This is a genomic window from Citricoccus alkalitolerans, assembly GCF_039528175.1.
Classification (GTDB): Bacteria; Actinomycetota; Actinomycetes; order Actinomycetales; family Micrococcaceae; genus Citricoccus; species Citricoccus alkalitolerans.
Window position 1 is genome coordinate 449205 of record NZ_BAAALH010000002.1, and the last position, 24483, is coordinate 473687.

23 protein-coding genes and 2 riboswitches are annotated in these 24483 nt (G+C 69.3%); of the genes, 12 read left to right on the top strand and 11 right to left on the bottom strand.

The window, feature by feature from the left end; genetic code table 11:
* The first annotated feature begins 149 nt into the window (after positions 1 to 149).
* Both ABD134_RS07925 and ABD134_RS07930 read left to right on the top strand, forming a co-directional pair.
* A complete protein-coding gene (locus ABD134_RS07925; protein ID WP_344228428.1) occupies positions 150 to 872 on the top strand; it encodes a TetR/AcrR family transcriptional regulator in 723 nt (240 codons plus the stop codon).
* Positions 872 to 3442 (top strand): YhgE/Pip family protein, encoded by a 2571-nt coding sequence (locus ABD134_RS07930; protein WP_344228430.1) that lies wholly within the window; start codon positions 872 to 874, stop codon positions 3440 to 3442. The genes ABD134_RS07925 and ABD134_RS07930 overlap by 1 nt, the downstream gene beginning before the upstream one ends.
* A gap of 31 nt (positions 3443 to 3473) precedes the next feature.
* On the opposite strand, the gene ABD134_RS07935 is transcribed toward ABD134_RS07930, so the two are convergent.
* Together ABD134_RS07935 and ABD134_RS07940 are read right to left on the bottom strand one after the other, a co-directional pair.
* On the bottom strand, positions 3474 to 3851 hold the full coding sequence (locus ABD134_RS07935) for a hypothetical protein (protein ID WP_344228432.1): 378 nt from the start codon (positions 3849 to 3851) through the stop codon (positions 3474 to 3476).
* Positions 3852 to 3974: 123 nt separating this feature from the next.
* A complete protein-coding gene (locus ABD134_RS07940; protein WP_344228435.1) occupies positions 3975 to 4406 on the bottom strand; it encodes an Hsp20/alpha crystallin family protein in 432 nt (143 codons plus the stop codon).
* 142 nt (positions 4407 to 4548) lie between these two features.
* On the opposite strand from ABD134_RS07940, the gene ABD134_RS07945 reads away from it, so the two are divergent.
* Together ABD134_RS07945 and ABD134_RS07950 are read left to right on the top strand one after the other, a co-directional pair.
* Positions 4549 to 4839, top strand: coding sequence for a MerR family transcriptional regulator (locus ABD134_RS07945; RefSeq protein WP_344228437.1), 291 nt, complete (start codon positions 4549 to 4551; stop codon positions 4837 to 4839).
* A gap of 277 nt (positions 4840 to 5116) precedes the next feature.
* Positions 5117 to 6232 (top strand): DNA alkylation repair protein, encoded by a 1116-nt coding sequence (locus ABD134_RS07950; RefSeq protein ID WP_344228439.1) that lies wholly within the window; start codon positions 5117 to 5119, stop codon positions 6230 to 6232.
* Positions 6233 to 6284: 52 nt separating this feature from the next.
* Here ABD134_RS07950 and ABD134_RS07955 read toward each other — a convergent pair whose 3' ends face one another.
* From ABD134_RS07955 to ABD134_RS07970, 4 genes are all read right to left on the bottom strand, one after another.
* Positions 6285 to 6641: an iron chaperone gene (locus ABD134_RS07955; protein WP_344228441.1), complete on the bottom strand. Its 357-nt coding sequence runs from the start codon at positions 6639 to 6641 to the stop codon at positions 6285 to 6287.
* Positions 6642 to 6801: 160 nt separating this feature from the next.
* The gene (locus ABD134_RS07960; RefSeq protein ID WP_344228443.1) at positions 6802 to 7647 is read right to left on the bottom strand and encodes a hypothetical protein; all 846 of its coding nucleotides are present in this window, start codon (positions 7645 to 7647) and stop codon (positions 6802 to 6804) included.
* Positions 7648 to 7666: 19 nt separating this feature from the next.
* Positions 7667 to 7795, bottom strand: a complete 129-nt coding sequence (locus ABD134_RS07965; RefSeq protein WP_344228445.1) for a hypothetical protein — start codon at positions 7793 to 7795, stop codon at positions 7667 to 7669.
* Between the two features lie 148 nt (positions 7796 to 7943).
* Complete coding sequence (locus tag ABD134_RS07970; protein ID WP_344228447.1) at positions 7944 to 8669, bottom strand: thiamine phosphate synthase; 726 nt, start codon at positions 8667 to 8669, stop codon at positions 7944 to 7946.
* Positions 8660 to 8753: riboswitch (TPP riboswitch) on the bottom strand. Its footprint overlaps the gene before it by 10 nt.
* Positions 8754 to 8916: 163 nt before the next feature.
* Here ABD134_RS07970 and ABD134_RS07975 point away from each other — a divergent pair.
* Positions 8917 to 9837 carry a CPBP family intramembrane glutamic endopeptidase gene (locus ABD134_RS07975; RefSeq protein ID WP_344228449.1) on the top strand — a complete coding sequence of 307 codons (921 nt, stop codon included), beginning with the start codon at positions 8917 to 8919 and terminating at the stop codon, positions 9835 to 9837.
* Here the strand turns inward: ABD134_RS07975 and thiM are convergent, their stop codons facing one another.
* Together thiM and ABD134_RS07985 are read right to left on the bottom strand one after the other, a co-directional pair.
* On the bottom strand, positions 9838 to 10686 hold the full coding sequence (thiM, locus tag ABD134_RS07980) for a hydroxyethylthiazole kinase (protein ID WP_344228451.1): 849 nt from the start codon (positions 10684 to 10686) through the stop codon (positions 9838 to 9840).
* A complete protein-coding gene (locus tag ABD134_RS07985) occupies positions 10659 to 11552 on the bottom strand; it encodes a hypothetical protein (protein ID WP_344228453.1) in 894 nt (297 codons plus the stop codon). The genes thiM and ABD134_RS07985 overlap by 28 nt, the downstream gene beginning before the upstream one ends.
* Before the next feature lie 135 nt (positions 11553 to 11687).
* On the opposite strand from ABD134_RS07985, the gene ABD134_RS07990 reads away from it, so the two are divergent.
* The 3 genes from ABD134_RS07990 (at position 11688) to ABD134_RS08000 (ending at position 14888) form a co-directional block, all read left to right on the top strand.
* Positions 11688 to 12047 carry a DUF6507 family protein gene (locus tag ABD134_RS07990; RefSeq protein WP_344228455.1) on the top strand — a complete coding sequence of 120 codons (360 nt, stop codon included), beginning with the start codon at positions 11688 to 11690 and terminating at the stop codon, positions 12045 to 12047.
* The gene (locus ABD134_RS07995) at positions 12047 to 13453 is read left to right on the top strand and encodes a hypothetical protein (protein WP_344228457.1); all 1407 of its coding nucleotides are present in this window, start codon (positions 12047 to 12049) and stop codon (positions 13451 to 13453) included. The genes ABD134_RS07990 and ABD134_RS07995 overlap by 1 nt, the downstream gene beginning before the upstream one ends.
* 79 nt (positions 13454 to 13532) lie before the next feature.
* On the top strand, positions 13533 to 14888 hold the full coding sequence (locus ABD134_RS08000; protein ID WP_344228459.1) for a hypothetical protein: 1356 nt from the start codon (positions 13533 to 13535) through the stop codon (positions 14886 to 14888).
* On the opposite strand, the gene ABD134_RS08005 is transcribed toward ABD134_RS08000, so the two are convergent.
* Positions 14875 to 16284 carry an MFS transporter gene (locus tag ABD134_RS08005; RefSeq protein ID WP_344228461.1) on the bottom strand — a complete coding sequence of 470 codons (1410 nt, stop codon included), beginning with the start codon at positions 16282 to 16284 and terminating at the stop codon, positions 14875 to 14877. The genes ABD134_RS08000 and ABD134_RS08005 overlap by 14 nt on opposite strands.
* Positions 16281 to 18050: a bifunctional hydroxymethylpyrimidine kinase/phosphomethylpyrimidine kinase gene (locus tag ABD134_RS08010; protein WP_344228463.1), complete on the bottom strand. Its 1770-nt coding sequence runs from the start codon at positions 18048 to 18050 to the stop codon at positions 16281 to 16283. Before ABD134_RS08010 ends, ABD134_RS08005 begins: the two co-directional genes overlap by 4 nt.
* Positions 18041 to 18134: riboswitch (TPP riboswitch) on the bottom strand. It overlaps the preceding gene by 10 nt.
* A gap of 611 nt (positions 18135 to 18745) precedes the next feature.
* Here ABD134_RS08010 and ABD134_RS08015 point away from each other — a divergent pair.
* The 3 genes from ABD134_RS08015 to ABD134_RS08025 all read left to right on the top strand — a co-directional run bounded on the left by ABD134_RS08015 (position 18746) and on the right by ABD134_RS08025 (position 22259).
* Positions 18746 to 19849 carry a hypothetical protein gene (locus ABD134_RS08015; RefSeq protein WP_344228465.1) on the top strand — a complete coding sequence of 368 codons (1104 nt, stop codon included), beginning with the start codon at positions 18746 to 18748 and terminating at the stop codon, positions 19847 to 19849.
* Between the two features lie 384 nt (positions 19850 to 20233).
* A complete protein-coding gene (locus tag ABD134_RS08020; protein ID WP_344228467.1) occupies positions 20234 to 21319 on the top strand; it encodes an MBL fold metallo-hydrolase in 1086 nt (361 codons plus the stop codon).
* A 28-nt stretch (positions 21320 to 21347) separates the two neighbouring features.
* Entirely contained in the window at positions 21348 to 22259 is a 912-nt protein-coding gene (locus tag ABD134_RS08025; protein WP_344228469.1) for a sugar nucleotide-binding protein, read from the top strand.
* Here ABD134_RS08025 and ABD134_RS08030 read toward each other — a convergent pair.
* Positions 22256 to 23203, bottom strand: coding sequence for an aldo/keto reductase (locus ABD134_RS08030; protein WP_344228471.1), 948 nt, complete (start codon positions 23201 to 23203; stop codon positions 22256 to 22258). The two genes, ABD134_RS08025 and ABD134_RS08030, sit on opposite strands and share 4 nt — an antisense overlap.
* 225 nt (positions 23204 to 23428) lie before the next feature.
* Here ABD134_RS08030 and ABD134_RS08035 point away from each other — a divergent pair, with 225 nt between their 5' ends.
* Positions 23429 to 24475 carry an NAD(P)-dependent alcohol dehydrogenase gene (locus tag ABD134_RS08035; RefSeq protein ID WP_344228473.1) on the top strand — a complete coding sequence of 349 codons (1047 nt, stop codon included), beginning with the start codon at positions 23429 to 23431 and terminating at the stop codon, positions 24473 to 24475.
* Positions 24476 to 24483 lie beyond the last annotated feature (8 nt).

A 24483-nucleotide genomic window follows, 5' to 3' on the forward strand; every position in this document is an offset into this window, starting at 1 on the left:
GGCGTCGTTCTGCGCCTGATCTGGCATTGTCGGGGCAATCCCCACTGGTGCGGACTGCCCGGAAAGTTGTGCGGCTTGAGTTCTGCACGCGACGTCAATTTTACAGGTGTAAAGTTGTCTTTCGTCGGCCACAGAAACAGGAGGCACGGATGGACGAGCAGTCGTCAACGGAGCATCGTGAGCACCAGGGTCAACCCGACGTCCCGCCAGGGCGGTCGCTGGCACCCCTTTTGGGCGCCGTCACGGCGATGCTGGACGAGGACACCGACCCCACCGCACTCAACGTCGCGGACATCTCCCGCCGCGCCGGCGTCAGCCGCCCCACGTTTTACAAGTACTTCAAGGACGTCCCCGCCTTGGTCCGGGCGGCCGCGTTGCAACGGATGGAGGCGACGTTCGAACGCGTGCCCCCGGTGGAGCTCGGGGACACCTGGACCATCTTCGCCCGGGACACCTTCCAGACCCTGCTGACCGATCTGGCCGAGCACCGCCGCTTCTACCTCTCGGCCATCGCCCTGAACCCGACCGACGTGACCAGCGATTTCATCCGCTACATCTCCCACCGGCTCCTGGCCTACTCTTCCCTCGGCCCGATCATCCACCGTCGCAAAGGTCCAGACACCGCCACCCAGCGCGCAGAGTTCCTCGCCGCGGGCACCGTCTGGCTGGTGCAGCAGTGGCTCGCCTCCTCCGCCGACCCGCTCAGCGAGGTCGCAGACATGGTCGAACGCCTCTCAGCCCTGCTCCTGTCCAGCTCGGGCGCCACGGAGCAGGAGATCGCCGCGGTCCGCTCGGCATCGCCGGTCCCCACCACCATCGCCACACACCCCAGCACGACGCCGGCCGGCGCCTCCCCGGAAAGGAACGCCTGATGGCGCAGCACCGGAACCGCAAACCCACCTTCCGGCTGCGGAACAGCACCACACCGTGGGCAACCGCCGATCAGCACGGTCAGCGATACGGCGTGCCTGAGTGTCCTGATGCCGATTCGACCCGCCCGACGGCCCTTTCCGTCACTGCTGCCACCCCTGAGCACCGAGCCAACCACGAGCCCGAGCCGCCCCAGGCCGGGCCGTCCACACTCAAGAAGTACGGCGGCCTGGCCTGGTTCGGGGTGATCCTGTTGGCCCTGGCCATCATCCCCTCCCTGTACTCGGGGCTGCTCACCAGTTCCAACATGGATCCGACGGGCCATCTCGATGCGGTGCCGGCCGCCGTCGTGAACCTGGACGAGCCAGCCGATTCCCAGGGCGAGGCGATCCACCTGGGCCAGGACTTGGCCGAGGAGCTGGTGCACCCAGACCCGGACTCGGACAACCTGGACTGGCGGCCCATGGGTGAGACCGAGGCCATGACCGCTCTGGAGTCCGGGCACGTCATGGCAGTGCTGACCATCCCCGAACAGTTCTCCGCGCACGCGGCCGGGTTGTCCACGGGCGAGGCCACAGACGCGGAGCAGTCCACCCTGCGCATGCAGACCAATGACGGCGCGAACATCATCATGGGCACGATCGCCAAGACCATCGGCGAGACCGCGTCCAGCACAGTGGCCGAGGGCATCGGCCAGGAGTACGTGAAGAACGTGCTGCTCGGCTTCACCGAGGTGCATGACGGCATGCAGGAGGCCGCCGACGGCGCCGGGCAGGTGGCCGAGGGAGCCGAGGCTGCCGAGAGCGGCGCCGGTGACCTGGTGGTCGGGATCGACCAGCTGGCGGACGGCTCCGTCACCCTGGACAGCGGCGCCCAACAGCTGGCCGAGGGAGCGGCCGCCGCCAGCGCCGGCAGCCAGGAACTCGCCGAGGGCGCCTCTTCGGTGGACAACGGCGCGCAGCAGCTCAGCGCGGGGCTGGACCAGATGAGGTCCCAGACCGACTCCCTGCCCAGCCAAACCCAGACCTTGGCGGACGGGGCTGGGAAGGTGGCAGCCGGCGTCGGGCAATTGGACCAGGGGGTCACGGCCCTCGAGGACACCGCGAGAACCCTCTCGGGCGGATCCGGGCAGTTCGCCTCGGGAGTGGATGAGGCCGTGGCCGGCGCGCAGCAACTGCGGGACAGCGCTGGGGCGGCCCTGACCGGCGTGCAGCAGGTGCAGGGCGATGCCTCCTCCTTGCAGGAACGGATCTCGAATCTGCAGGCCGCCTACGATTCGATGACCGACGAGGAGCGCCAGACCGCCCTCGCCGAGCTGGCTGACGGCGCGGGACGGGTCTCCACGGGCGCCGAGCAGGCCGTGGCCGGTGCGTCCACCGTGAACGAGGGGCTCGGCGGGATCGTGGGGGACCCCTCCTCCGGCTCGGGGCTGTCCGGCCTGCAGGACCACGTGGACCAGCTCGGCTCCGCAGCGTCCACAGCCACCGCGAAGGTCTCCGAGGTGGCGGACAACATCCACATCCTCTCGGACGGCGCCGACCAGGTGGCCACGGGGGCCCAGACCCTGGCGGACAGCTCCGTCACACTGACGGACGGGATCTCCACGGCGGCCACTGGTGCGCAGACCCTGGCTGATGGCACCGCCCAACTGAGCGACGGCGCCGGTCAACTGGCCGGGCAGATGCCGGCGCTGTCGTCCGGCGCGCAGGAGCTGGCCGCTGGCAGCTCGGATCTGTCCTCCGGACTGGCCACCGCCGATGACGGGTCGCGCGAGCTCGCCTCCGGACTGGGTGAGCTCTCGAGCGGATCTGGCGAGCTGTTCACCTCTCTGCGGGACGGCACGGCGGAGGTGCCGAGCTATACGGACCAGGACGCCTCGAGCATCGGCTCCGTGGCCGCCTTGCCGGTCAGCGCGGACATGGAACGCACTAACGAGGTCCCCTCCTACGGCTACGGACTGGCACCGTACTTCATGGCCCTGGCCCTGTGGGTCGGCGCCCTGGGATACTTCCTGATGCGCCCGGCGGTTCGCGAGAGCATGATCGCCGAGGGCAAGCCCCTGTGGCGCGTGATGGTGCGCTCGGCGGCGTTGCCCTCGCTGATGGGCGTGGTGCAGTCCCTGGTGATGGTCTCGGTGCTGGTGTTCGGACTGGACATGACACCGGCGAACGCCTGGGGGCTGGCGGGCTTCGCCGTGCTGACCTCGGTGACGTTCATGGCCATCAATCAGGGACTGGTCGCGTTGCTGGGACCGCCCGGGCGCTTCTTCGCCCTGATGCTGATCGTGCTGCAGCTCTCCGCCGCAGGCGGCACCTACCCCGTCCAGACCGCACCCGCGTTCTTCCAGGCGATCCACCCCTGGCTGCCGATGACCTACGCCGTGGAGTCATTCCGTTCCCTGATCGCCGGTGGCACGATCGGCGTGGACCACGGGATCACGGTGATGCTGATCTGGATGGGCGTCGCGGTGGCGATGGTGGCCGCGGCCGTGGCGCTGAAGGGTGTGAAGGCTCGGCGGGCGGCCTCCAGCTCGAACCACTCTGCAGGGTGGACCCTTCCAGCGAAGGCGTGACTCGGCAGTCCGTTGCCGGGGAAGTGTCACCTCAGGCGGTCAGTCCGAAGATGAACTCCTCGGCATGCCGCACGGCCTTGGTGAACGCCTGGTTTCGCAGCGCAACCAGTTCCCGGTCCACCCCGTTCGGCGGCTCGGTGTACTGCGTCGGTCCGGGGTGCAGGATCCAGATGTCGCCGTGCGGCGGCAGGTAGAACACGCCGAAGGACCGGTGTTCGGACTCGTCGGCCCACATCGGCACCACCGCCACAGCGGCGCCGGTATCCACGTTGATCCACTGCGCACGCGGCATCGGCGGCTCCAATGCCTCGGGATCAAGAAAGGGCGCGGTGCCCTTACCCCAGCGCTCCTCGAACCGCTCGTGGAACGCAGGCAACAGCGAGTGGTTGTACGGGCGCCATGAACTCATGCCGATCTCCTCGACTCGACGGCCTTGAGACAGTCCTGGTCGACCACGCCGCCGGGGCCGGCGCGGCTGTCAGAGCACGGGGCCCCAGAACGGCGTCCCGGGACCCCGCAAGGTGGGCGGACCCTAAGATCCGGACTCCACCAGTTGCCTCTGCTCTCCGGTCGCCTCGACTTGGATCCGCCGCGGCTTGGCGTGTTCCGCCACGGGGATCCGCACCGTCAGGACACCGGCCTCGTATCCGGCCTTGATGGCCGTGGTGTCGAGCTGCTCCCCCAGGATGACCTGGCGGCTGAAGACGCCGCGCGGCTGCTCCGAGGCGAGCATCTCAGTACCCTCGGGGGCCTGCGGCGATCGCTCGGCCCGAACGGTCAGGGCATTGCCCTCGATCCCCAGGTCGATGGAGTCCGCCTCCACTCCGGGCAGGTCGAACGCGATGACGAACTGATCGTTCTCCCGCCACGCCTCCAAGGGCATGGCGGCCGGCCGGGAACGGGTTCCCAGCACCTGCTCGGCGAGTCGGTCAAGTTCGCGGAATGGATCGGTACGCATCAGCATGATTGCTCACTCCCAACAGATGATCGATGTTCTTTTCTACACCCACCAGGTTGATAGATCTAGACTGGCTGGTAGATATTTTTATATCTCACCGCGAGAAGGTGTGCAAGAGTGGATCCTCCACCGGGCAGAGAGGTTTCGAATGGCGGACAGAAGGGACGATCAGGGCGTCTACAGCATCTCGGTCACTGCCAGGATGGTGGGGATGGAGCAGCACAACCTGCGCCAGTACGAGAGCCGTGGGTTACTCGAGCCTGACCGGACCTCGGGTGGCACCCGCCTCTACAGTGACCGGGACGTCGACGTGCTCCGACGCATCGGGGAACTGCTGACCGAGGGCCTGAATCTAGCCGGCGTCCGCCTTGTCCTGGAACTCGAGGCCCGCAACCGCCACCTGACGCGGCAGGTGGACCGCCTCAAAGACCAGTCCTAACCAGCCCTCACCTGCAAGTGGACAAGGCAACGGCCTCCACGTGTTGCTCCCCGAGGATGATACGGCCGGCATCCCCGTCCACGGTCAGGCGGGGTCCGCCTGTCAGCACCTCGGCGGCCCGCGGCACTGCGAGCACGGACGCCAACGCCGTCGAGCATTCCCTCCTCAACATTCCATTGCTGTCTGTGCACCGGCCCCCCGCTGAGCCCGCAGTCCACAGTGATGTGGCGGGCCGGACGGTGACGCCGGACGTTCTCGACCCGGCGATAATGAACGCATGCCGTCCGCCGACGAACTTCTGGGGCCCACCGCAGCCGCCACCCTCACCCGGTCCGTCCGGGACGTCATGCCCCGGACCGAGCTTCACGAACTGCCCCGTGCCGCTGAGTCCCTTGACGGACTCGCCCTCCGCGAGCGCTCCGACCTCCTGCGGGACGCGCTCCTCGCGGACATACCGGGCAGTTACCAGGCTTTCGCCCGCGTCATGCGTCAGGCACGGGACCAGAGTGCTGATTTCTCCGGTTGGCTCATCTGGCCGGTCACCGGGGCGGTCGCCACCCGCGCGGTCCAGGAAGACACCGATGCCGCATACACGGATGCCATGGCGCTCCTGGCCGAGCTCACGGGCCGGCTCACCTCCGAGTTCGCCCTCCGCACGCTCCTGCGTCACGACCTCTCCCGGGGCTTGGAGATCATCGCGGGGTGGACGGACTCCGCGGACGAGCACGTGAGACGCCTGGCCAGCGAGGGCACCCGCCCCTACCTCCCCTGGGCGGTGCGCGTCCCGGAGATCACCACCCATCCGGGCATCACCGTGCACATCCTCGATGCTCTCTACCGGGACGGCAGCGAGTACGTGCGGCGTTCGGTGGCCAATCACCTCAATGATCTCAGCCGGGACGCCCCGGATCTCGCGGTCCACACGGCGCAGCGGTGGCTGGACGACCCTGAGCCGACGACGCCCGCGCTCGCCCGCCACGGCCTGCGCACTCTCGTCAAGAAAGGTCACCCCGGGGCGCTGGCCCTGCTCGGGTTCACGCCCGCCTCGGTAGACGTGGACGGTCCGCACGTCACCGAGTTCCGGGTGCCCTGGGGAGGGGAGGTTCGCTTCACCGCAGTACTGCGCAACAGCGGACCGGAGCCTGCCCGTCTCGCGATCGACTATGTGATGCACCACCGCAAGGCCAACGGCACCCTCAGCGCCAAGGTCTTCAAGCTCTCCACCCGGGACCTCGAGTCCGGCGAGGAAATGGTCATCGACCGGGCCCATTCCTTTCGATCCATCACCACTCGCCGCTACTACCCCGGCGACCATGCGGTCGCGCTCCAGGTCAACGGGGTCGCCACGACTCCGGTGCCGTTCGAGCTACTGCCCGCGGACGCCGCCCCCTGAGTCAGACCCGGCCCGCACTTGACGCACCACCGGACAAGTACAGGCTGAGCCCTCAGGCCTCGGCCTCCTGGCGCGAAGCCCGCGCCAGCCGTTCGACGAGCTCGTCCGGGATCGGCTTGCGCGGCGAGAAGGTGATGCCGGTCTTGGTCGCCTTCAGTCCAGCCGCCGCGATGTCCTCGGCATGGGCGGAGATGGCGCCCGGTAGGAGATACAGCCCGCACTGCTTGCTGAACGCCGCATAGCTCGCCACCACGGTGCCGCCGATGCTAAACCCCGGCATGTTGTACGCGACCATCTCCTCCGCCTCCGGCAAGGTGCGGGCAAGAATCGAGCGCAATCGTTGCAGCTCGGGCTGGAAGGGCTCGGCTGCTGCGGCGATGTAGGCGTCGTGGTCTGCGATCGTCGTCATAGTTGTGGCTCGCCTCCGATTCCAGTTGCTCTCATGATCCTCGTTCCCTGCTGCCTTATACGGTCCCATAGTTCGGCTCACCCGCATCATCACGACGCCGGCCGCCCGGGTCCCGGCGCGCGTTGGGCATTCGCGGATCGAGACCCGGACTTCCCCGGCGTCAGGAGCGCGGCCCCGGAGAGGTCCAGCGGACGGTTGCCCGGATCGTCGTCATCACGTGCTCGGGAAGATAGGGATTGGACGCCCCGCCGTCATGGTCACCCCAGCGGATCTCAACCACATCCCCTGCGGAGACCTCCGACTCGCTGACCACACCCAGGGACACCCACCCGACGTTGACGGTGAAGGCGTGCACGTGGGTGGTGCCCACCATCTGGTCCCCGAAGGTGATCTCGTCATGGTGCAGCGCGGACATCTTGTACGGGTCCAGCGGCCGGTACTGATCGGGCCGGCCCAACTCGGAACCGGCCGTGATCCGCTGGGCGTCATCCGGGTCCCAGACCAGCCAGGCTTTGCGGCCGTGGGGTTCGTCCTTCACACGTTCCAGCGCCTCGCGGCCGACGAAGTCATGGTCGAACTTCACCATGTGCCCGTAGCCGAGGTCCCACGGAGTACGGTAGTAGTCCTGCACGGCGTCCGGCCGGTAGCTGCCGGCCAGCACGACCCCGCGGCTCTCGAAGCCGGGGTCGGGCAGCCATTCGCGGTAGGGGCGCATGGAGTCTCCGGTGTAGATCGCTGGGACCGGCAGCGGGATCCAGCCGCTTTCCGCCAAGGTAGAGCCGTAGGCGATGGATCCGCCCTGCACCATGCCGAATTCCTCACCAGCCTTCAGGATCGCCTGGAGGAATTCCTCGCGGTGTTCCTCCGGCCCGAACATCTCCAGCCCCGTGTTCTCCGCCTCAGGCCAGACGGCCCCGGCCGCGCCGGGTCCACGGACCGGCAGGGCCGGCCCAGTGAGTTCGCCGTGGCCAGCCGGGGTTCCGACTAGATCCGGAGTTCGCCGCACGGTCACTGTGTTGATCCGGTCAGTCCGCGAACCCCGCCAGCACCTCCCGCACCACCGCACCCGGGTTCGCCGCCTCCATCAACGCACGGACCATCACGACGCCGGCCACGCCCGTTCCAGCAAGGGCGGCGGCATCGGCGGGGGTCACGTCCCCGGCTTCATCCGGCCGGTAGACGGCTGCCCAACCCTCTGAAGTGTCCAGCCAAACATCTCAGTTGCCCTGTCGAGCTGAGTCCGGTTGGCCGCTGCGGGCTCCTGTCGCGGGGATTCCCCGCGATCATGAGTTTTCCCCGTGATCATCGGCGGGAGATCTCACGATCACCGGGAATTGCGGGAAGCGGGAAGGGAGAGGCGCCAAAGCCCGCCAGCACCTCCCGCACCACCGCGCCCGGATCCTCCGCCTCCATCAACGCCCGCACCATCACGACGCCGGCCACGCCCGTCCCAGCCAACGCGGCAGCATCGGCCGGGGTCACGTCCCCGATCGCGACGATCGGCAGGGTGGTGGCGGCCACGAGCTCCCGGTAGCCGTCCACCCCGAGTGGTGGGCGGCCGGAGTCCTTGGTCGGCGTCAGGCGGAAAGGCCCGGCGCCGATGTAGTCGAGCATCTCGCGCTGGGCCTCTGCGGCGTGGACCAGCTCGAGGGTCCCGGTGGTCAGCCCGATGATGGCCTCCGGCCCCAGGAGGGCGCGGGCGTCGGCCACGGGCAGGTCGTCCTGTCCCAGGTGCACGCCGTGCACTGCGGCTCCCCGCAACCGGGCGGCCCACGCCACGTCCGGCCGGTCGTCCACCAGCACCCGGGTGGCCGGGCGGACGGCGTGCACCGCCTCGGCCACGGCACTGGTCAACTCCAGCAGTTCGGCCGCGGAGGCCTCCTTGGCCCGCACCTGCACCACACCGGCTCCGGCGGCCGCCGCTGCCGCGGCCACCTCCACGGTGCGCCGGCCAGTGCCGGAGGTGACCAGGTAGCAGCGCAGGTCGAGAGGATCCTGGGGTGCCCTCATGGGGCTAGAAGAAGTCACGCGGACATCCCTTCGCTAGTCCGAACTAGATCAGGTGCCACGGGTGTGATCTCAGCGCCGGACGGCGCACCCCGTGTCCAGGAGTCAGTGTAGGGCAGAGACCACACACCACCTCTTGCAGGACCGGCCCAGGGTTGAGTCACTCCGCAGAGCTACCGGACGTGCGCCCTCCGGGGTGACGATCCGCGGGCCCGTGCTCCGTAGCGTGCACTCCGCACGGCAACAACGCCGGAGACGAGGAGCCCCCATGCAACCCACACCCAGACCTGCATCCCCACCCGCGCCCCTGAGCCAGCCGCCGACGCCGTCGGTCCAGAAGACCCCGTTCTGGACCCGCCCGTCCGTGCGAGCCAGCACCATGGTGCTCGCTTTCGCTGCCCTGATGATCATCACCAATTCCGCCGCGTCCGCACTCGGCAGCCCGGCCGCCGCACTGCTGATCGGCCCCGCCCTCGGTGTCCTCGTGCTGTGGCTCTACTCCGCCGCCGTCCGCCGCATCGAGCAGCGTCCCGTCATCGAGCTCGCCCGGCCCACCGCTGCGAGACGGCTGCTCCTCGGCACGCTCGGCGGACTCACTCTGGCGGTCGTCTCCATCGGCCTCATCGCCGCCTTCGGCGGGTACGAGATCGTCGGCTGGGGAACACTCGCTGGAGCACTCACCGTCGTCGGGATGATGTTCGCCGTGGCCGTCGCCGAGGAGGTCCTCTTCCGCGGAGTGATCTTCCGACTCGTCCAGCATCGCTGGGGTACGTGGATGACCCTCGCGGCGTCCGCGCTCCTGTTCGGCCTCGTCCATCTCGTCAACCCCGGAGCCACCCTCTGGGGAGCCCTCACGCTCGCCGTCGAGGCAGGTCTCATGCTCGGCGCCGCCTATGTGGCCACGGGTTCGTTGTGGCTGCCCATCGGCCTCCACCTCGGGTGGAACATCACCACCGTCGCGATCTTCGGCACTATCGGCTCCGGAGGCGACGCGCGCGAAGCTCTCGTGGAGGCAGTGACTCCCGGCCCCGTCTGGCTCACCGGCGGCAGCTTCGGACCCGAAGCCAGCCTCATCTCCGTGGCGGTCTGCTCCATCGCCACCGTGCTCCTGCTGGTCTCCGCCCACCGAAACGGCCGGATCACCCGCCCTCAGAAACCCGTCAGTACCTCACGCACCGCGGCCCGCTGATCATCGGCCTCCCTCGGCGCCCACCCCGTCCAGCGCGTCGAGCAGGTGCATCCGGAAAGAGCCCGGCCCGGCGGCCCGCTCCGCGGCGAGTTCCCCGGCCACGTTCATCCACACCGTGGCGGCCAGCGCGGCCTCGAAGCCGTCCTCGGCCACCACCGAGCACGCCGCGGTCAGCGCCCCGAGCAGGCACCCCGTGCCGGTGACCCGGGTGAGCTGGGAGGTCCCGCGCGCCACCAGGGTGCTGCGGCCGGCGTCGAGCACCAGGTCTGTTGCCCCGGAGACCGCGACGGCTCCCCCGGTCCTCCGCACCACCTCCCGGGCTGCCTCGTCGGCGCCCGCCGGCGCCGAGAGAGAATCGGCACCGCGCCCGCCCGTACCGGAACCCACCAGGGCGAGTACCTCCGAGGCGTTGCCGCGTACCACCACGGGTCGCGAGTCCAGCAGCCGGCGAGCCAGGGGCGTGCGGACGGGGGCGAGGCCGATGGCGGTGGGATCGAGCACCCAGGGGCGGCCGTCCCGCACGGCGGCGGCCACGGTGGCGGGGATGCCGTCCATCGCGTCCGTGCTGAGGGTGCCGAGGTTGACCGCGAGCGCGTCGGCCACGGTGGTCACCACGGGCGCCTCGGCCTCCGTCTCGGTCATCATGGGGCGGGCGCCGGCGGCCAGCAGCCCGTCCGCCACGATCCCCATGGACACGGTGGCGGTGATGCAGTGCACCAGTGGCGCGCGCTCTCGCACCGCGGAGATCACGTGCGCGACGGCGGCCAGGTCCGGATCGTGTCCCAGGTCCGGTCCCAGCGGCGTCTGCGCGGCGTCCCGGGTCACGATCCCGGGGACAGGTGCGGCCACACGGCCGTCACCAGGCTCGCGATGACGACGGCCGCGCCAGCCGCGTACGGCCACCAGATCCCCGTGATCTCCGTGGTCTCCGGTGGGGCGGGATTCGCCGTGGGCCCCGCCCCGACCGCGCGGTCCGTTGCGGCCTCGGACACTCCTCGGCGCGAGGTGTCCCAGAGACTGGGCTTTGCGGCGTAGTAGGCCTCCGGGCCGGTCAGGGTAGCTGAGGACGCGGAATCCTCGGCCTCCGTGCCGGACGCGTCAGGATGACCGGGATGACCGGCGCCGCCGGGCTGGGAGCCGCCGGCGCGCCCCGGCTTCTGCCCGTCCGTCCAGCCGACCAGGCCCAGGTTGGACGGCAGGAGGATCGCCGCGGCGAAGATGACCAGGTAGAGGCCGATGAGGGCCAGGAGCAGCCCGAAGTACATATCCCCGACCCAGGTGCTGCCCAGCACCTCGGCGTCGACGGCGGCGGCGTACCGGTGCAGGCCACCGCGCCAGCGGCCCACCGGCCAGTAGTAGCCCGCCAGGCCCACGAGCATGAAGGCCGTCACGGCCACGGCCAGCCCCATGCCCACCCCGGCCCAGCGGTTCCTGCGCGGCGGGACGGGGCGCCCGGGCCATCCGATCCAGGCCACCATGTAGGCCAGGAATCCGAGGATGGCCGGCGCCATGACCACCAGGGTCCCGAGCATCAGCCCCAACCAGTGGCCGGCGGTCTCCGGGCCTCTCGAGGCATCCACGCTGCCGAGCCCGGTCACGCCCAGCATGGTCCGGACGAACCAGCCTCCCCAGAGCCACGAATAGCTGAGGAAGACCACCAGCCCCGCGAGCGCCCAGAGGAACCTCCGTCTCAGAAACCCCAGATAGACGTTCATGTGCTCCCTTCCTCCGCGTGACCGCCTGGACCCGACCGCATGGGGAGAGGTCCCCATCGCGCGGCCCGATGTCTTCGGCAACAATACCGAGGAGATGTCCTGTCCAGACAACGAGAGAGTGAGGCTTGCCGGACCATGACCACCTACGATCTGGACCCGGATGGGCTGCGCGGCGTCGCGACGTCCACCGCATCGGCCCTGGAGCCATTGGAGACCCATCGCTCCGACTGCAGCACGGCCGTGGATGAGGCCGCCGCCTCCGTCCAAAGTGCCGAGGTCGCCGGGGCGCTGCTCAACGTCTGGAACCTGCTGCTGGCCCCGCAGTTCGAGGGTGTCGAACAACGGCTCGCGAAGATGACCACGGGACTGACGAACGCCGCCTCACACTACGAACAGGGCGACAACGGCATGATCGAGGACGCGATGCGCTCGACGGACGAGACGGTCGAGCTGGACATCACGGACGCCAAACAGGTCACGGCGGAGGAGAACTGATGAGTCTGGACACCTCCGGCCTGTACGCGACCTGGCCGATCGGCGCGGAGGTGCGCGCCGACGGCAAGGACATCCAGAAGGCCACCCAGGCCTATGGCCAACTGATCATCGACTCCCAGTCGACGTGGACCGCACTGGACCAGTCCTTCCGCCAGCCGGAGTCACAGGCCGAGACCGCCAAGGCCGCCTACGACGATCTCGTGGTCGGCGGCACCGCCATCGGCACCGCGGGCAGCCGGATCCGGGACGCCCTGGTGACCTACGGCGACACCGTGGATGACCTGCAGCGGGACCGGCGCCTGGCCAAGACGGCCGCGCGGGAGTACAACACCGCTGCCGGCGCCGGCGACGAGATCCCCACGAGCGGCCCGGGATCCCGGGCAGCCATCCAGGCGCAGATCGACTCCGTGACCCGACGGCTCCAAGAGGCCATGGACACCTGTGCCGAGACCCTCAACGGCCTGGAACTCGAGCTCGACGTCGCCAGCTTCACGGACGGTCCGGTGCCCGGCATCATCACCACCGCGTTGAAGGACGGGCTGGGCAAGCTGTCCTTCTCGGACATCTCGTACACCGATTTCCACCACGTCGAGACGATCCGAAACCCCACGGTGGTCAACCGGCTGACGAACACGAGCATCAGCATCGGGACCCGGCCGCACTTCCCGTTCTTCGGTGTGGACGTGGACACGCCCACCAGCACCACATCGACCTCGGCGCACTCGACCACCCGCATCGAGACCAGGTCGAACTTCCTGTTGCCGGCCCCCATGGGCTGGATGGGGAAGATCCCGGGCCGGCTCGGTGACAGCTACCGCGCCCGCGTGGACGCCGACGGCCGGGCCCACCGGGTGGAGACCACGCGGACCCGCGTGCGGGACGGCGGGATCTTCGGCCGCAACGGCACCGTCACCACCACCACGACCACCACTCACACGGACACCTCGAACAACCGGTGGCGTCCGAGTGACGTCACCGCGACCACCGACGGGTGGCGGGGCGGCCTCAACCGCGCGGCCCGCGTGGCCGGACCGGTCGGTGACATCGTCGGTGTCGCGTTCACCTTCGAGGGCGCCTACAACGAGCACTACCAGGAGATCGGCAACGATCCCCGATACGCGGACCTGTCCCCGGCGGAGCGTGAGAACGAGGTCCTCGAGAACACCGTCGTCACCACGGTGACGGACACGGGCATCGACTTCGCCGCGGGTGGAACGGGCGCCGCCATCGGTGCCGCCGTGGGCGGGCCGGTGGGGGCCGTCGTCGGGTTCGGCGTGGGGCTCGGCCTGAGCTGGGCGTCTGACCAGGATTGGTTCGGCGGCAAGTCGGTGAAGGACTGGGCCTCCGACGGGGCCAACGCCGCGGTCGATGGGATCAAGGACAAGTGGAACGATTGGTTCGGATAGGCACCCCCTGATCCAGTCCAGCCCAGACCGGTCCAACGCAGCCCAGACCGGCGATCGTCCTCGAAGGAGCACCGACCACGTGAATCACGACGAGCAGTTGCCGTCCGGGTGGACGTCCAGCGGTATCCCCGGTTCCGACGTCCTGGTGCCTCCCGGGTGGACGGTGGCGGCCACTCCCTCGGCGGACCCGCTGGCAACGATCTATGCGCCGGCGGAATCGGACGACGGTCTCCGGCCGACGCTCGTCATCCGGCGCGGGCCCACGGGAGGGGCCTCTCTGGCGGCCGTGTCCGCGCAGGGCATGACGACGATGCTCGTCAGTTGGCCCGGCAGCCATCTGGTGTCCAATGACGCCATGGAGATCCAGGGCTTCGAGGTCCGGGCGCAGCGCTACCTCGTCGACGGGCCGGGACGGTCCGCCGTGGTGGAGCGGTGGCTGGTCCTCACCGGGGCCACCGTGGTGGAACTGACGGGCACGGTCCCGGTCTCCAGGTTCCTGGAGGTGATGCCGGACATCGAAACGATGATCATGAACGGCACCTACGCGGATGCGCCCCCCTCGGCCCCCGAACCACCGCCCGGGACCTATGGTGAGCCCCGCATCGACGAACAGTTCTCGGAGACTGTCGGCCACCGGCTGGAGGCCGTCGACGCCCTGCGCCGCGATCAGCCGCTCGCTGTACGGGGGGCGGCGGTCTCCGAGTCCGCCCTGGACCTCCTCCAGGGCGCCGCGTCGACGGGATGCCTCGGCAGTCTCGCCGAGGAGCAGTGGCCGGAGGAGGTGGCGATGCTGCGGTCACAGGGCCTTCTGGAGGATCGGACCCTCTCCGCGGAGGCGACGCGCCTGCTGGAGCCGGTCACCGATCAGTACGCGTATCTCCGGGTCAGTGCCAGCCATCGTCAGCGGGAGAGCCACCTGCACCTGTGGCTGGGCCACGGAGGGTCTGCCCTGGCGGCCGTCGGCGCCCCGATCCAACACCTCGTGACGCTGGACGCGGAGGACCACCACCGGCTCCGGGACGTCCTGGTGCTGGACGCCACCGCCGCGGAAGAGGTCCCCGGCGTCATCGCCCGGTGGATGGGACTCGGCCCGACGTGGCCGGTCACCTCCACCTCCCACGAACTCACCGCCGATGAGCTGGAGGACCGCCTCGCCACCGGCCCCCGCACCGGCGCGGATCCCTCCGCCTCGCTGGCCGCCCGATGGGCTGACAGCGAATGGGTGATGATCACCATCGAGGAGGTCGGCGTCGGGGACGGGCCCAACATCACGTTGCTCCACGCCGAGGGGGCCGGCTACGCCCAGCCGACGCCGGTCGACGGTGACTGGACCGACGTCGCCGATGCCACGCGCCTGCGCTTCGTCCCCCTGGCACCGAGGCAGGTCTGGGACGTGGTGGTGGGCATCGTGGACCACCTGGTCACCGCGGGGTGACGTCGAGGTCACCGTCCAGGTCCCGGGGCGCCAGCCTCGGCCCGAGCGCAGCGCCCAGGGTGAGCAGCGCTCCCCCGAGGCCCACGAGCACCATGACGGAGCCGTGGCGGCCCAGCGCCGGTTCGATCAGCGGCAGGTAGAACGGGTAGAGCGCCGGCACCACCAGGGACAGGCTGTAACCCATGCCGTAGCCGGTGGAGCGGATCTCCGTGGGGAAACGTTCGGAGAGGTAGGCGGCCACCGGCCCGTAGGCGGAGACCGTGATGACCTGCAGCACCGCGGCGAACACGGCCGCCAGCACCAGGGTGGGGGCGGTGAGGGCGAGCCACCACACCACCGGACCGGCCAGGGCGGCCACCAGCCCCCAGAGCATGAACAGCCGGCGCCGGCCGGTGAACGTGGAGAGGTGACCGGCCACGGCCATCACCACGGCCTGGGCCACCGAGGCCAGACCGATGACCACCGGGACGGCCGCCGGATCCAGGGCGGAGTCCGTGGTCAGGCGTTCGGTCAGCAACAGCACCGTGCTGTAGGTCAGCAGCCAGAGCCCGGTCATCAGCAGGAAGACCTGCCAAAAGGCGCGGGCCCATCGGCCGGTCAGCAAGGATCCCAGGCCCGACGCCGGCCGTTCGCCCGCGCGCTCGACCGGCTGTCGGGCGCTTCGGTGGAACACGGGAGCGTCGGCCACCTGACGGCGATAGTAGACGAGCATGCCGAGGGAGAGGGCGGCGCCAATGACGAACAGCAGCCGCCAACCCCACAGGGCATACTGCTCCGGGCCGATCAGCGCGAGCAGCCCGGCTACGGAGAACGCGATGGTGGCCTGCGCCCAGGGTGCCATCGAGAGAATCAGCCCGCTCATGAGGCCGCGCTTGCGGCCGGTGGACCATTCCATGGCCAGCGGGATGGCCGCGGAGTACTCCCCCGCCACGAAGATCCCGCCGAGGAACCGCAGCGCCAGGATCAGCGCCACAGTCCACGCGCCGAGCAGCTCGTGGGTGGGCATGGCCGCGATGGCCAGTGCACAGGCGGCCGTGCCGGCGATCGCGATGCGGGTGGTGCGGGTGCGCCCGAGCCGGTCGGAGATTCGCCCGAACACAATTCCGCCGACCGGCCGGCCGAAGAGCATCGCCACGATGATCAGTGCCCCTGTGGACGCAGTGGCGGCCGGGCCGGCGAGCACGAGCATGGCCGGGGCCAGTGCGGTGACCGGCAGGAAGACGTGGATGTTGTCGATCCAGTTGCCCACCACGCCGGCGCGCAAGGCAGCTTTGCCCTCCGGTGGCATGGCCGCGACGCCGGCCTGCGCTGGCGTTTGGTGCGGGGGTTGCGGCGGGTCCTGTTGCGGGCCCTGTTGCGGGGCGAGTCCTCGCGTGAGCTTGGGGGCGGTGGTCATCGGGCAGCCACGGCGAGATCTGCGGTGGCGCGGTCGGCCGAGTCACCGGATGACTCCCCCGCCGACTGGCGCGCCGGGGCCGCCTCGGCAGATCGCTGCGGCGGTGCCGCCGCTTCGGGTTCGAGCCGCGTCGCCTGCTCGAAGAACTCGAGCTCGTGCCGGCAGGCGATCAGGTACGCCCGGGCCGCGGCAGCCCGCACGGACGGGCTGGCACCGGCGAGCTCCAGCTCCACCTGCTCCAGGGCCCCTTGCACGGCGGTGACGAAGGCGGGGTCCCGGTAGGTGTCCAGCCAGGCGGCATAGGGGTGATCAGCTGGGACGTCCGGGATCCCGCCGCCCACCTGGGCGTAGAGCCAGAAGCACGGCAGCACCGCGGCGACCCCCACGGCCCGGTCCTCGCCGAGGGTGGTGGCGAGGAGGAAGTCCGTGTAGGCGCTGGTCACGGGGCTGGCGGTGGTGCGGGCGGACTCGGGCCGGGTGGCCATCCACGTCCGGTGCAGGTCGGCCTCCTCGGTGATGGCCCCGGTGGAGGCCTGGGACCAGAACTGCTGCGACTCGGTGCTGGCAGAACGCGCGGCGAGGGCAGCCAGGGCCCGGGCATAACGGTTCAGATAGAGCGCGTCCTGGGCCAGGTAGAAGGTGAAATCAGCCTCGGACAGGCTGCCGTCCACCAGGGCTTGCACGAAGTCCGACGCCCCGATGGCTGCCGTCGTCTCCGCGCCAGCTTCCCAGAGGGCTGCAGTCCAGGGACCGACCGGTGTAACAGCGGGGGCAACAGAAGGCACGGTCTGAACGACGTCGGCTGGCGTCTCCGTCGTGAGAGTCCGGCCGCGCTGGGCGTCGGGATCCCGCGGGGCATCCAAGTCCTGAGGGGCCTCGAGAACGGGCGGGACGGCGTCGTGGGCCAACCAAGGATTGGCAGCGCCGGCAGCCTGCAGCCGGCGGGAGCGGTGCGCGTGATCCACGGGGCCGTGGCCGGAGCCGACCTGCAGGGCTGCTCCGTGGAGGATGGCCTCGTGTAGCCAGCCAGTGGCCCAGGTCAGTGCGGCTTCCGGGGTGTCTCCGCGGCCGAGGCGTGTGGCCAGGGCGGATGACAGGGAGCAGCCGGTGCCGTGGGTGCTGGTGGTGTCCACGCGGGTGGAGGGTACGGCGATGCGGGTGCCGTCCGGGCCGACCCAGGTGTTGGTGACTCGCTTGCCGTCCAGGTGCCCGGTCTTCACGACGACGGCCACGCCCGTCTCGGCGGACCAGCGGCCAGCCTGGTCGAGCGCCTCGTCCTCAGTGGTCGCGCGGGGCTGGCCGGTGAGGACGGCGAGCTCGTCGATATTGGGAGTGACCACGGTGGCGCGGCGGCAGAAGGCGACCATCGCCTGCTCGGCCTCGGGCTGCAGGAGGCGGTCCCCGCTGGTGGCGATCATGACCGGGTCCACCACGAGGATGCTCGGCGGATTCTGGTCGAGCCAGGCGGCGACCGTGGCGATGATGTCAGCGGTACCGAGCATGCCGGTCTTCACCGCGTCCAGGGTGACGTCGTCACTGACGGCGGTCAGCTGGGTGGCGAGAAACTCCGTGGGCGGGACGTGGACGTCTCGCACGCCGTGGGTGTTCTGGGCGACCAAGGTGGTCACGACGGCCATGCCGTAGCCGCCGGCCGCGGTGATCGACTTGAGGTCTGCGGCAGTGCCGGCGCCTCCGGTCGGATCGGTCCCAGCGATCGAGAGCACGCAGGGAACAGAGGAATTCTGGGTATGGCAAGAAGAAGTCACGCGGACATCCCTTCGCTAGTTCGAACTAGATCAGGTTCCACGGGTGTTATCTCAGCGCCGGTCGGCGCACCCCGTGTCCACGAGCCAGTGTAGGGCAAGTCACCATTGGGCCGTCGGTAGGTTCGCGCTCAAATCAGTGCGACACCGGGCGCGACACCAAGGGCGAGGCAAGGGCGGACTGACTTAGCGACCACACACCAACATAACTTCTCTGGTCAACGGCGAGAGTAAGGTCAGCCTGCCCAAACTTACGTCAGAGTTTTTGACCAGCTGCTCAGTGACGAGGACGATCAGTGTAGACCGCTGGAAATCGGGGCTACTGGTAGAGGCAAAACAACTGGGCTTGGCGGGACACTTGCTTCACGTCAAATCCGCTAGTAGTAGTCGCATCCAAGGCTCCCTCGAATCCCGCGCCAGAGCCCTCATCACGAACGGAACTGGCGAGCTCTCAACCGTGCGCTGGGCAAGAGTTGCAGATGCCAGAGTTTCGATTCCGTTCCCGCAAGGCTCCGTTCGACGGCGTTGACCCGCTGGCCCGCACCTATGGGGGTCTGCGCATTCGAACCTGCGACCCCTTGGAGGATCCGGTCAGTTTCCGGTCTCCGCCGATCGTCTCGGGAACTCGCGGATTCCCTGGGTAGTGCACGTCAGTGCGTCGTTATCGCCCGAGTCGTGTGATTTGGGACAATCGAGAGATGACGTACTTTGCGCTGTCTCGGGAGGCTCTGCTCGGCCGCTCGGTCGAGGTGCTCGCGCCGCTGGGGTGGGCGTCGTACGGTCTTTGGCATCAGCTCGGCACGGAGCAGATTGTGAAGCTCGCTCGCCGCGGCGCCGACCCCGCAGAGGTTGACGCCCTGGTCACCGAGCAGTGGCACACTGAGAGCGAGGTGTTCCTCCGCAACGTCGCGGTGCCCCTTCGTCGGTACGGCAAGGACGTCGACCACCAGTTCCAGCGGCTCCAGTTCCAGCGCGGCAATCTCATCGACCAGGCCGTGAAGTGCCACAAGGCCGGCAACTACGCGGCAGCGACGCTCCTCACGCTCGCACAGATCGACGGGCTCACGCGGGACATCACAGGCGCCACGTTCTTCTCCAACTCCACGAACGATCCCTACCTCGACGACTCAACGCTGGCCGGCATCGCTACGAACTTGCCGATCGTGCGAGAACCATTCAAGGAGAAGGTCGCTTTGACCGGCTTCTACGGCAAGCTCTCCCGGCACGGCGCCGCGCATGGCCGGGACTTGTCCTTTGGCACGAAGGTTACCTCAACGAAGAGCCTCGTGCTGATGGGCGCCCTGGTGGAGTACCTGGAAGAACGTGCCGCAAAGGTCGCTAAGAAGTACCGCAAGCAGCGAGAGATCGAAGCACAACGACAGTCCGGAACAGACGGCAATGGCAGGTTGAACGACGACCGGCACCTCGACCAGCTCTACTTCCTCGCCGCTGACCTCGACAGCCACATCCTCTCCCAGGCGATACTGCCCTTCGCTCGACCAGAGAGCTGGCCTGAGAAGGCCCACGAGCTGATCGAACAGAGGATGCTCAGCCGCCGCTCCTTCACCTGGGGAGGCGTGGACGCAACCTCCTACTGGTGGTCCTACCGCACGCCCGCTGGCCGGCACCTCGGTGCCGCAGCACGACGGTACGGCTCCGGACTACCGCTCGACTGGCGACAGTGGCGCTGGGACGACACCGACCCTCCTGCCGGAGCCCCGTGGGACCACGACGGGTGGGCCGAGTACGACGGGAACAACGCCTCGCCGAACTGGACCATCGATCCGCTCCCAACAGGATGACGGGTCATCAGCCACAAGCCTGCTGCACACTGCAGCAGCCACGACTCGTCCCAGGACGACTGGTCGCACCGCTACCAGTCGCAACCCAGGGCCTACATTGACCCCTCACCTGAGGGTCTCCTGGTTGAACTACGAGCCGAGGTCGTGGCACTCGACCTCCACCCGCATGGTCCGGCTGCGAGCTCGGGTGCTGGCGCTCAGCCAGTCGGCGTCTACCCATCACGGGGCGCGCCGGAATGCGGCCTGAGACGCGCCATGGATGGCCAGCACGCGCACAAAGACCTTGCGCCTCCACGCACCTTCATCCATAGTGATGACGGTCGCGTGAGCCACATCACATTTCACTCCTCGCGCGGCGATCAGGACCGACCCCGCGGAGGAATCATGCCGTCCACACCTCACACCTCGCACGTCCCCCGCCGCACCCTCCTGGGCGCCGGTGGCATCGCTGCCCTCAGCGCCCCGATCCTGAGTGCGGGCGCCGCCAGCGCCGCCACGGGACCCGTGCTGGCCACGGCCGCGAACGTGCCGGACACCGGCATGCACCTGGTAACCCTCGGAACCGCTGCCGGACCGGCGATCCGCGGGACCCGGCACGGGATCGCGAGCGCCGTCGTCGTCGATGGGCTGCACTACCTGGTGGACTTCGGGCTGGGGATGCCGCGGCAGGCCGTCGAGGCGGGCCTGACGGGCAACAAGCTGCGTCAGGCGTTCGTCACGCACCTGCACTCGGACCACATCTCCGAGCTGAGCGCCTACATGCTCTACAACTGGGACACCCCGGTGCAGGGCGTCACCTCCCGGGTGGGGATCATGGGTCCGGGCCGCGCCCGCCTGCCCAAGGACATCCGGCCGGTCGTCTCCCCGCCGCAGACTGGCATGAAGGACGTCATTGACAACCTGATGCGCGCCAACGCCTATGACATCAACTTCCGCACCACGGACGAGGCTCGGATCCCGCTCAACGACCTCTTCGAGGGCGTGGACATCGAGCTGCCCCGGCGCCCGCGGGCGGATCCGGACCGCAACCCTGTTCCGGACATGGAGCCGTTCACCATCTACGAGGACGACCGCGTGCGGGTGAAGGCCACCCTGGTGGAGCATCTGCCGGTGTTCCCGGCCTTCGGGTTCCGCTTCGAGAGCGACTATGGCGTGATCACCTTCTCCGGTGACACCGCCGAGACTCCCAACATGGTCCGGCTCAGCCAGGACGCCGACTTCCTGGTCCACGAGGTCGTCAACATGGACTACTACCGGGACCAGGACTTCACCGAGGAGTTCCTGCACCACCTGGAGTCCAGCCACACCTCCCCGGAGGGCATCGGGCGAATCGCCGCCGAGGCCGGGGTGAAGAAGGTGGTGGTCAGCCACATGGCCGGGGTCTTCTCCGACGCCGACCTGGCCGGCATCGCCGAGTTCTACGACGGGCCGTACACCCTGGCCGCCGACCGGCAGCTCTTCAGCGTCTGACGGGGACCGGCGCGGATAGACTGCCCGAATGTCCGCGCCTCCCCCGTCCCAGCACACCCCCGACCGTACCCTGCTCGTGGGCTGCGGCGCACTGGGCACCCGGCTCGGGCAGCGCCTGGCCGCGGACGGCGGGGAGGTGTTCGGCCTGCGCCGCACCACGGCCGGGCTTCCTGTCACCTTCACCGCCCTGCCGGTGGACCTGCGGTCACCCGTGCGCACCGCCCTGCCGGCCGTGGACGCCTTGGTCATCACCCTGCCTCCCGGCGAGCCGGTGGCCAGCTCCGCGCCGGGCACGGCACCCGGGTCGGCATCCGCCAGGCAACCCGCGCACGACGGCGGCTACCTCACCTCGCTGCGGAACCTCGCCGCCGCGTTGCCGCAGGTCCCACCCCGCGTGGTCCTGGTCTCCTCCACCCGCGTGCTGGGTGGCCACACCCACGGCCGTCCCCTCACCGAACTGGACGCTCCCGCCCCGGTGGGCCTGCGCGCCGCCACCCTGCTCGAGGGCGAGCGGCTGGCCACGGAACTCTTCGACGCCCACATCCTCCGACCGGCCGGGATCTACGGGCCGGGCCGCGAGATGTTGCTGCGCAAGGTCCTTGAGGGTGCCCCGGTGCAGTACGCCCGCCGCACGAACCGCATCCACGAGGACGACCTGGTCCGCACCCTGCACGCCCTGCTGACCACGGAGGAGCCGCCCCGCCTGCTGCACGCGGTGGACCGGGCACCGGCACCGCTGGGCGAGGTCATCACCTACATCGCCCAGCGCCTCGGGGTCCCGCCACCACCGGCCATCACGCCGGCAGAGGCCACCGGCACCGTCCTGGACGGCACCCGGCTCCTGGACTTCCTGGGAAGCCTCGAGCATCCCACCTACCAGTCCGGGTATGACCATCTCATCGCTGCCCGGAACGGTGCAGAATCCGGGCAGCAGCCCTAGGGCACGTGGTGGCCGGCTGCCTGGAGCAGCCCGTACCACTCGCCCCGGGTGAGCGGGAGATCGGACCCGGCCACCGCGTCGGCGAGCCGCTGCGGGTTGGTGGTGCCGAGGACCACCTGCATGCGGGCGGGGTGGCGGGTGATCCAGGCCGTGGCGATCGCCGTCGGGGTGACACCGTACTGGGCCGCCAGACGGTCCAGCTCCGCGTTGAGCGCCGGATGGTCCGTGGAGCCGAAGAACACGCCGGACCCGTTGCCCTTCTGGAAGGGCGACCAGGCCTGGATCGTGATGCCCTGGACGCGGCAGTAGTCCAGGATCCCGCCGCCATCGCGCGTCAGGGCGTCCTCCTGGCCGGCCATGTTCGAGGTCAGCCCCTGGGCCACGATCGTCGAGTGCGTGAGGGAGAGCTGGACCTGGTTGACGAGCAGCGGCTGACGGACAGCGGACGTGAGCAGATCGATCTGGCGGGGTGTGTGATTGGAGACGCCGAAGGACCGCACCTTCCCGGCCGACTCGAGCTCGTCGAACGCGCGGGCCACCTCCTCCGGCTCCACGAGCGCATCCGGGCGGTGCAGCAGCAACACGTCGATGTACTCGGTGCGCAGCGCCCGCAGCGACTCCTCCACGGAAGTGACGATGTGCTCGTAGGAGGAGTCATAGTGCCACTGATCGTCCACGATTCCGGTCTTAGTCTGCAGGGTGATCTGCTCCCGATCGGCGCTGCTGAGACTCAGCGCCTCGGCGAAGACGCGTTCGCAGTGGTGGTAGCCGCCAGGGTGTTTGAAGCCGTAGAGGTCCGCGTGGTCGAAGAAGTCGACGCCGGCCTCCCGCGCCGCACCGTAGAGCGCCCGGACGTGCTCGGGCGACATGTCGGCGATCCGCATCATGCCGGCGATGATGTTGGGCACGGGGGACTCGGTACTGCCGAGGGGCACGGTCTTCATGGGGCTCCTTGGGTTTCGGTCGGTCGGCATCGGCCGACGTCGTCCCCCATGATGCCCTGCGAGAGCCCTCCGTGGCAGGGCTCACCCCGACCCGAGGGCTCCGTCACAGGGGTACCACTGGGGACTCCCAGTCCCCCTCACCGGGTGGTTCACTGAACCGGTGACCGTGGCGGGCGACCCCCGCGGCGGCCACCTCCATCCGTACAGACCGTGCAAAGGATCTTGATGACTGCTGTCCCCGCCTACATCGCCGCCAACGCCACCGACCCGATGACCCTCGGGACCATCGAGCGCCGCCCGGTCGGCCCGCACGACGTACGGATCGACATCCGCTGGTCCGGCATCTGCCACTCAGACATCCATACCGTCCGGGGCGACTGGGGGCCGCAGCCCTACCCGCTCACCGTCGGACACGAAATTGCCGGGATCGTGGCGGAGGTCGGCTCCGAGGTGACCACCCATCAGGTGGGCGACCGGGCCGGCGTCGGCTGCATGGTGAACTCCTGCGGCCACTGCACCAACTGCGCGAACGGGGACGAGCAGTACTGCCTGGAGGGCATGGTCGGCACCTACGGCGCCACGGACCGGGACGGCACCACCACCCAGGGTGGCTACTCCACCGGGATCGTGGTGGATGCCGACTTCGTGCTCCGCATCCCCGAGTCCATCCCCTTCGAGAAGGCCGCGCCCCTTCTGTGCGCCGGGATCACCACCTACTCCCCCCTCAGGCACTGGGGCGCCGGGCCGGGAACCCGCGTGGGGGTGGTCGGCTTCGGCGGGCTCGGGCATATGGCCGTGAAGCTCGCCCACGCCATGGGTGCCGAGGTCACCGTGCTCTCCCAGTCACTGCGGAAGCAGGAGGACGGCGAGCGCCTGGGCGCGGACCACTACTACGCCACCAGTGACCCGGAGACCTTCACGGCGTTGTCCCAGAGCCTGGACCTGATCATCAACACGGTCAGCGCCCCGGTGGACGTGGATGCCTTCCTGGGCCTGCTCGCCGTCAACGGCGCCCTGGTGAACGTGGGCGCCCCGTCCGAGCCGATGAGCCTGAACGTCAGCTCCCTGCTGGGCGGACGCCGCACCTACGCCGGTTCCATGATCGGCGGGATCGCGGAGACCCAGGAGATGCTGGACTTCTGCGCCGAGCACGGCATCGCCGCCGAGGTCGAGGTCATCGATGCCGAGCAGATCAACGAGGCCTGGGAGCGGGTCCTGGCCTCAGACGTGCGCTACCGCTTCGTGATCGACGCCTCCACGTTCACGGCCTGATCCGGAGC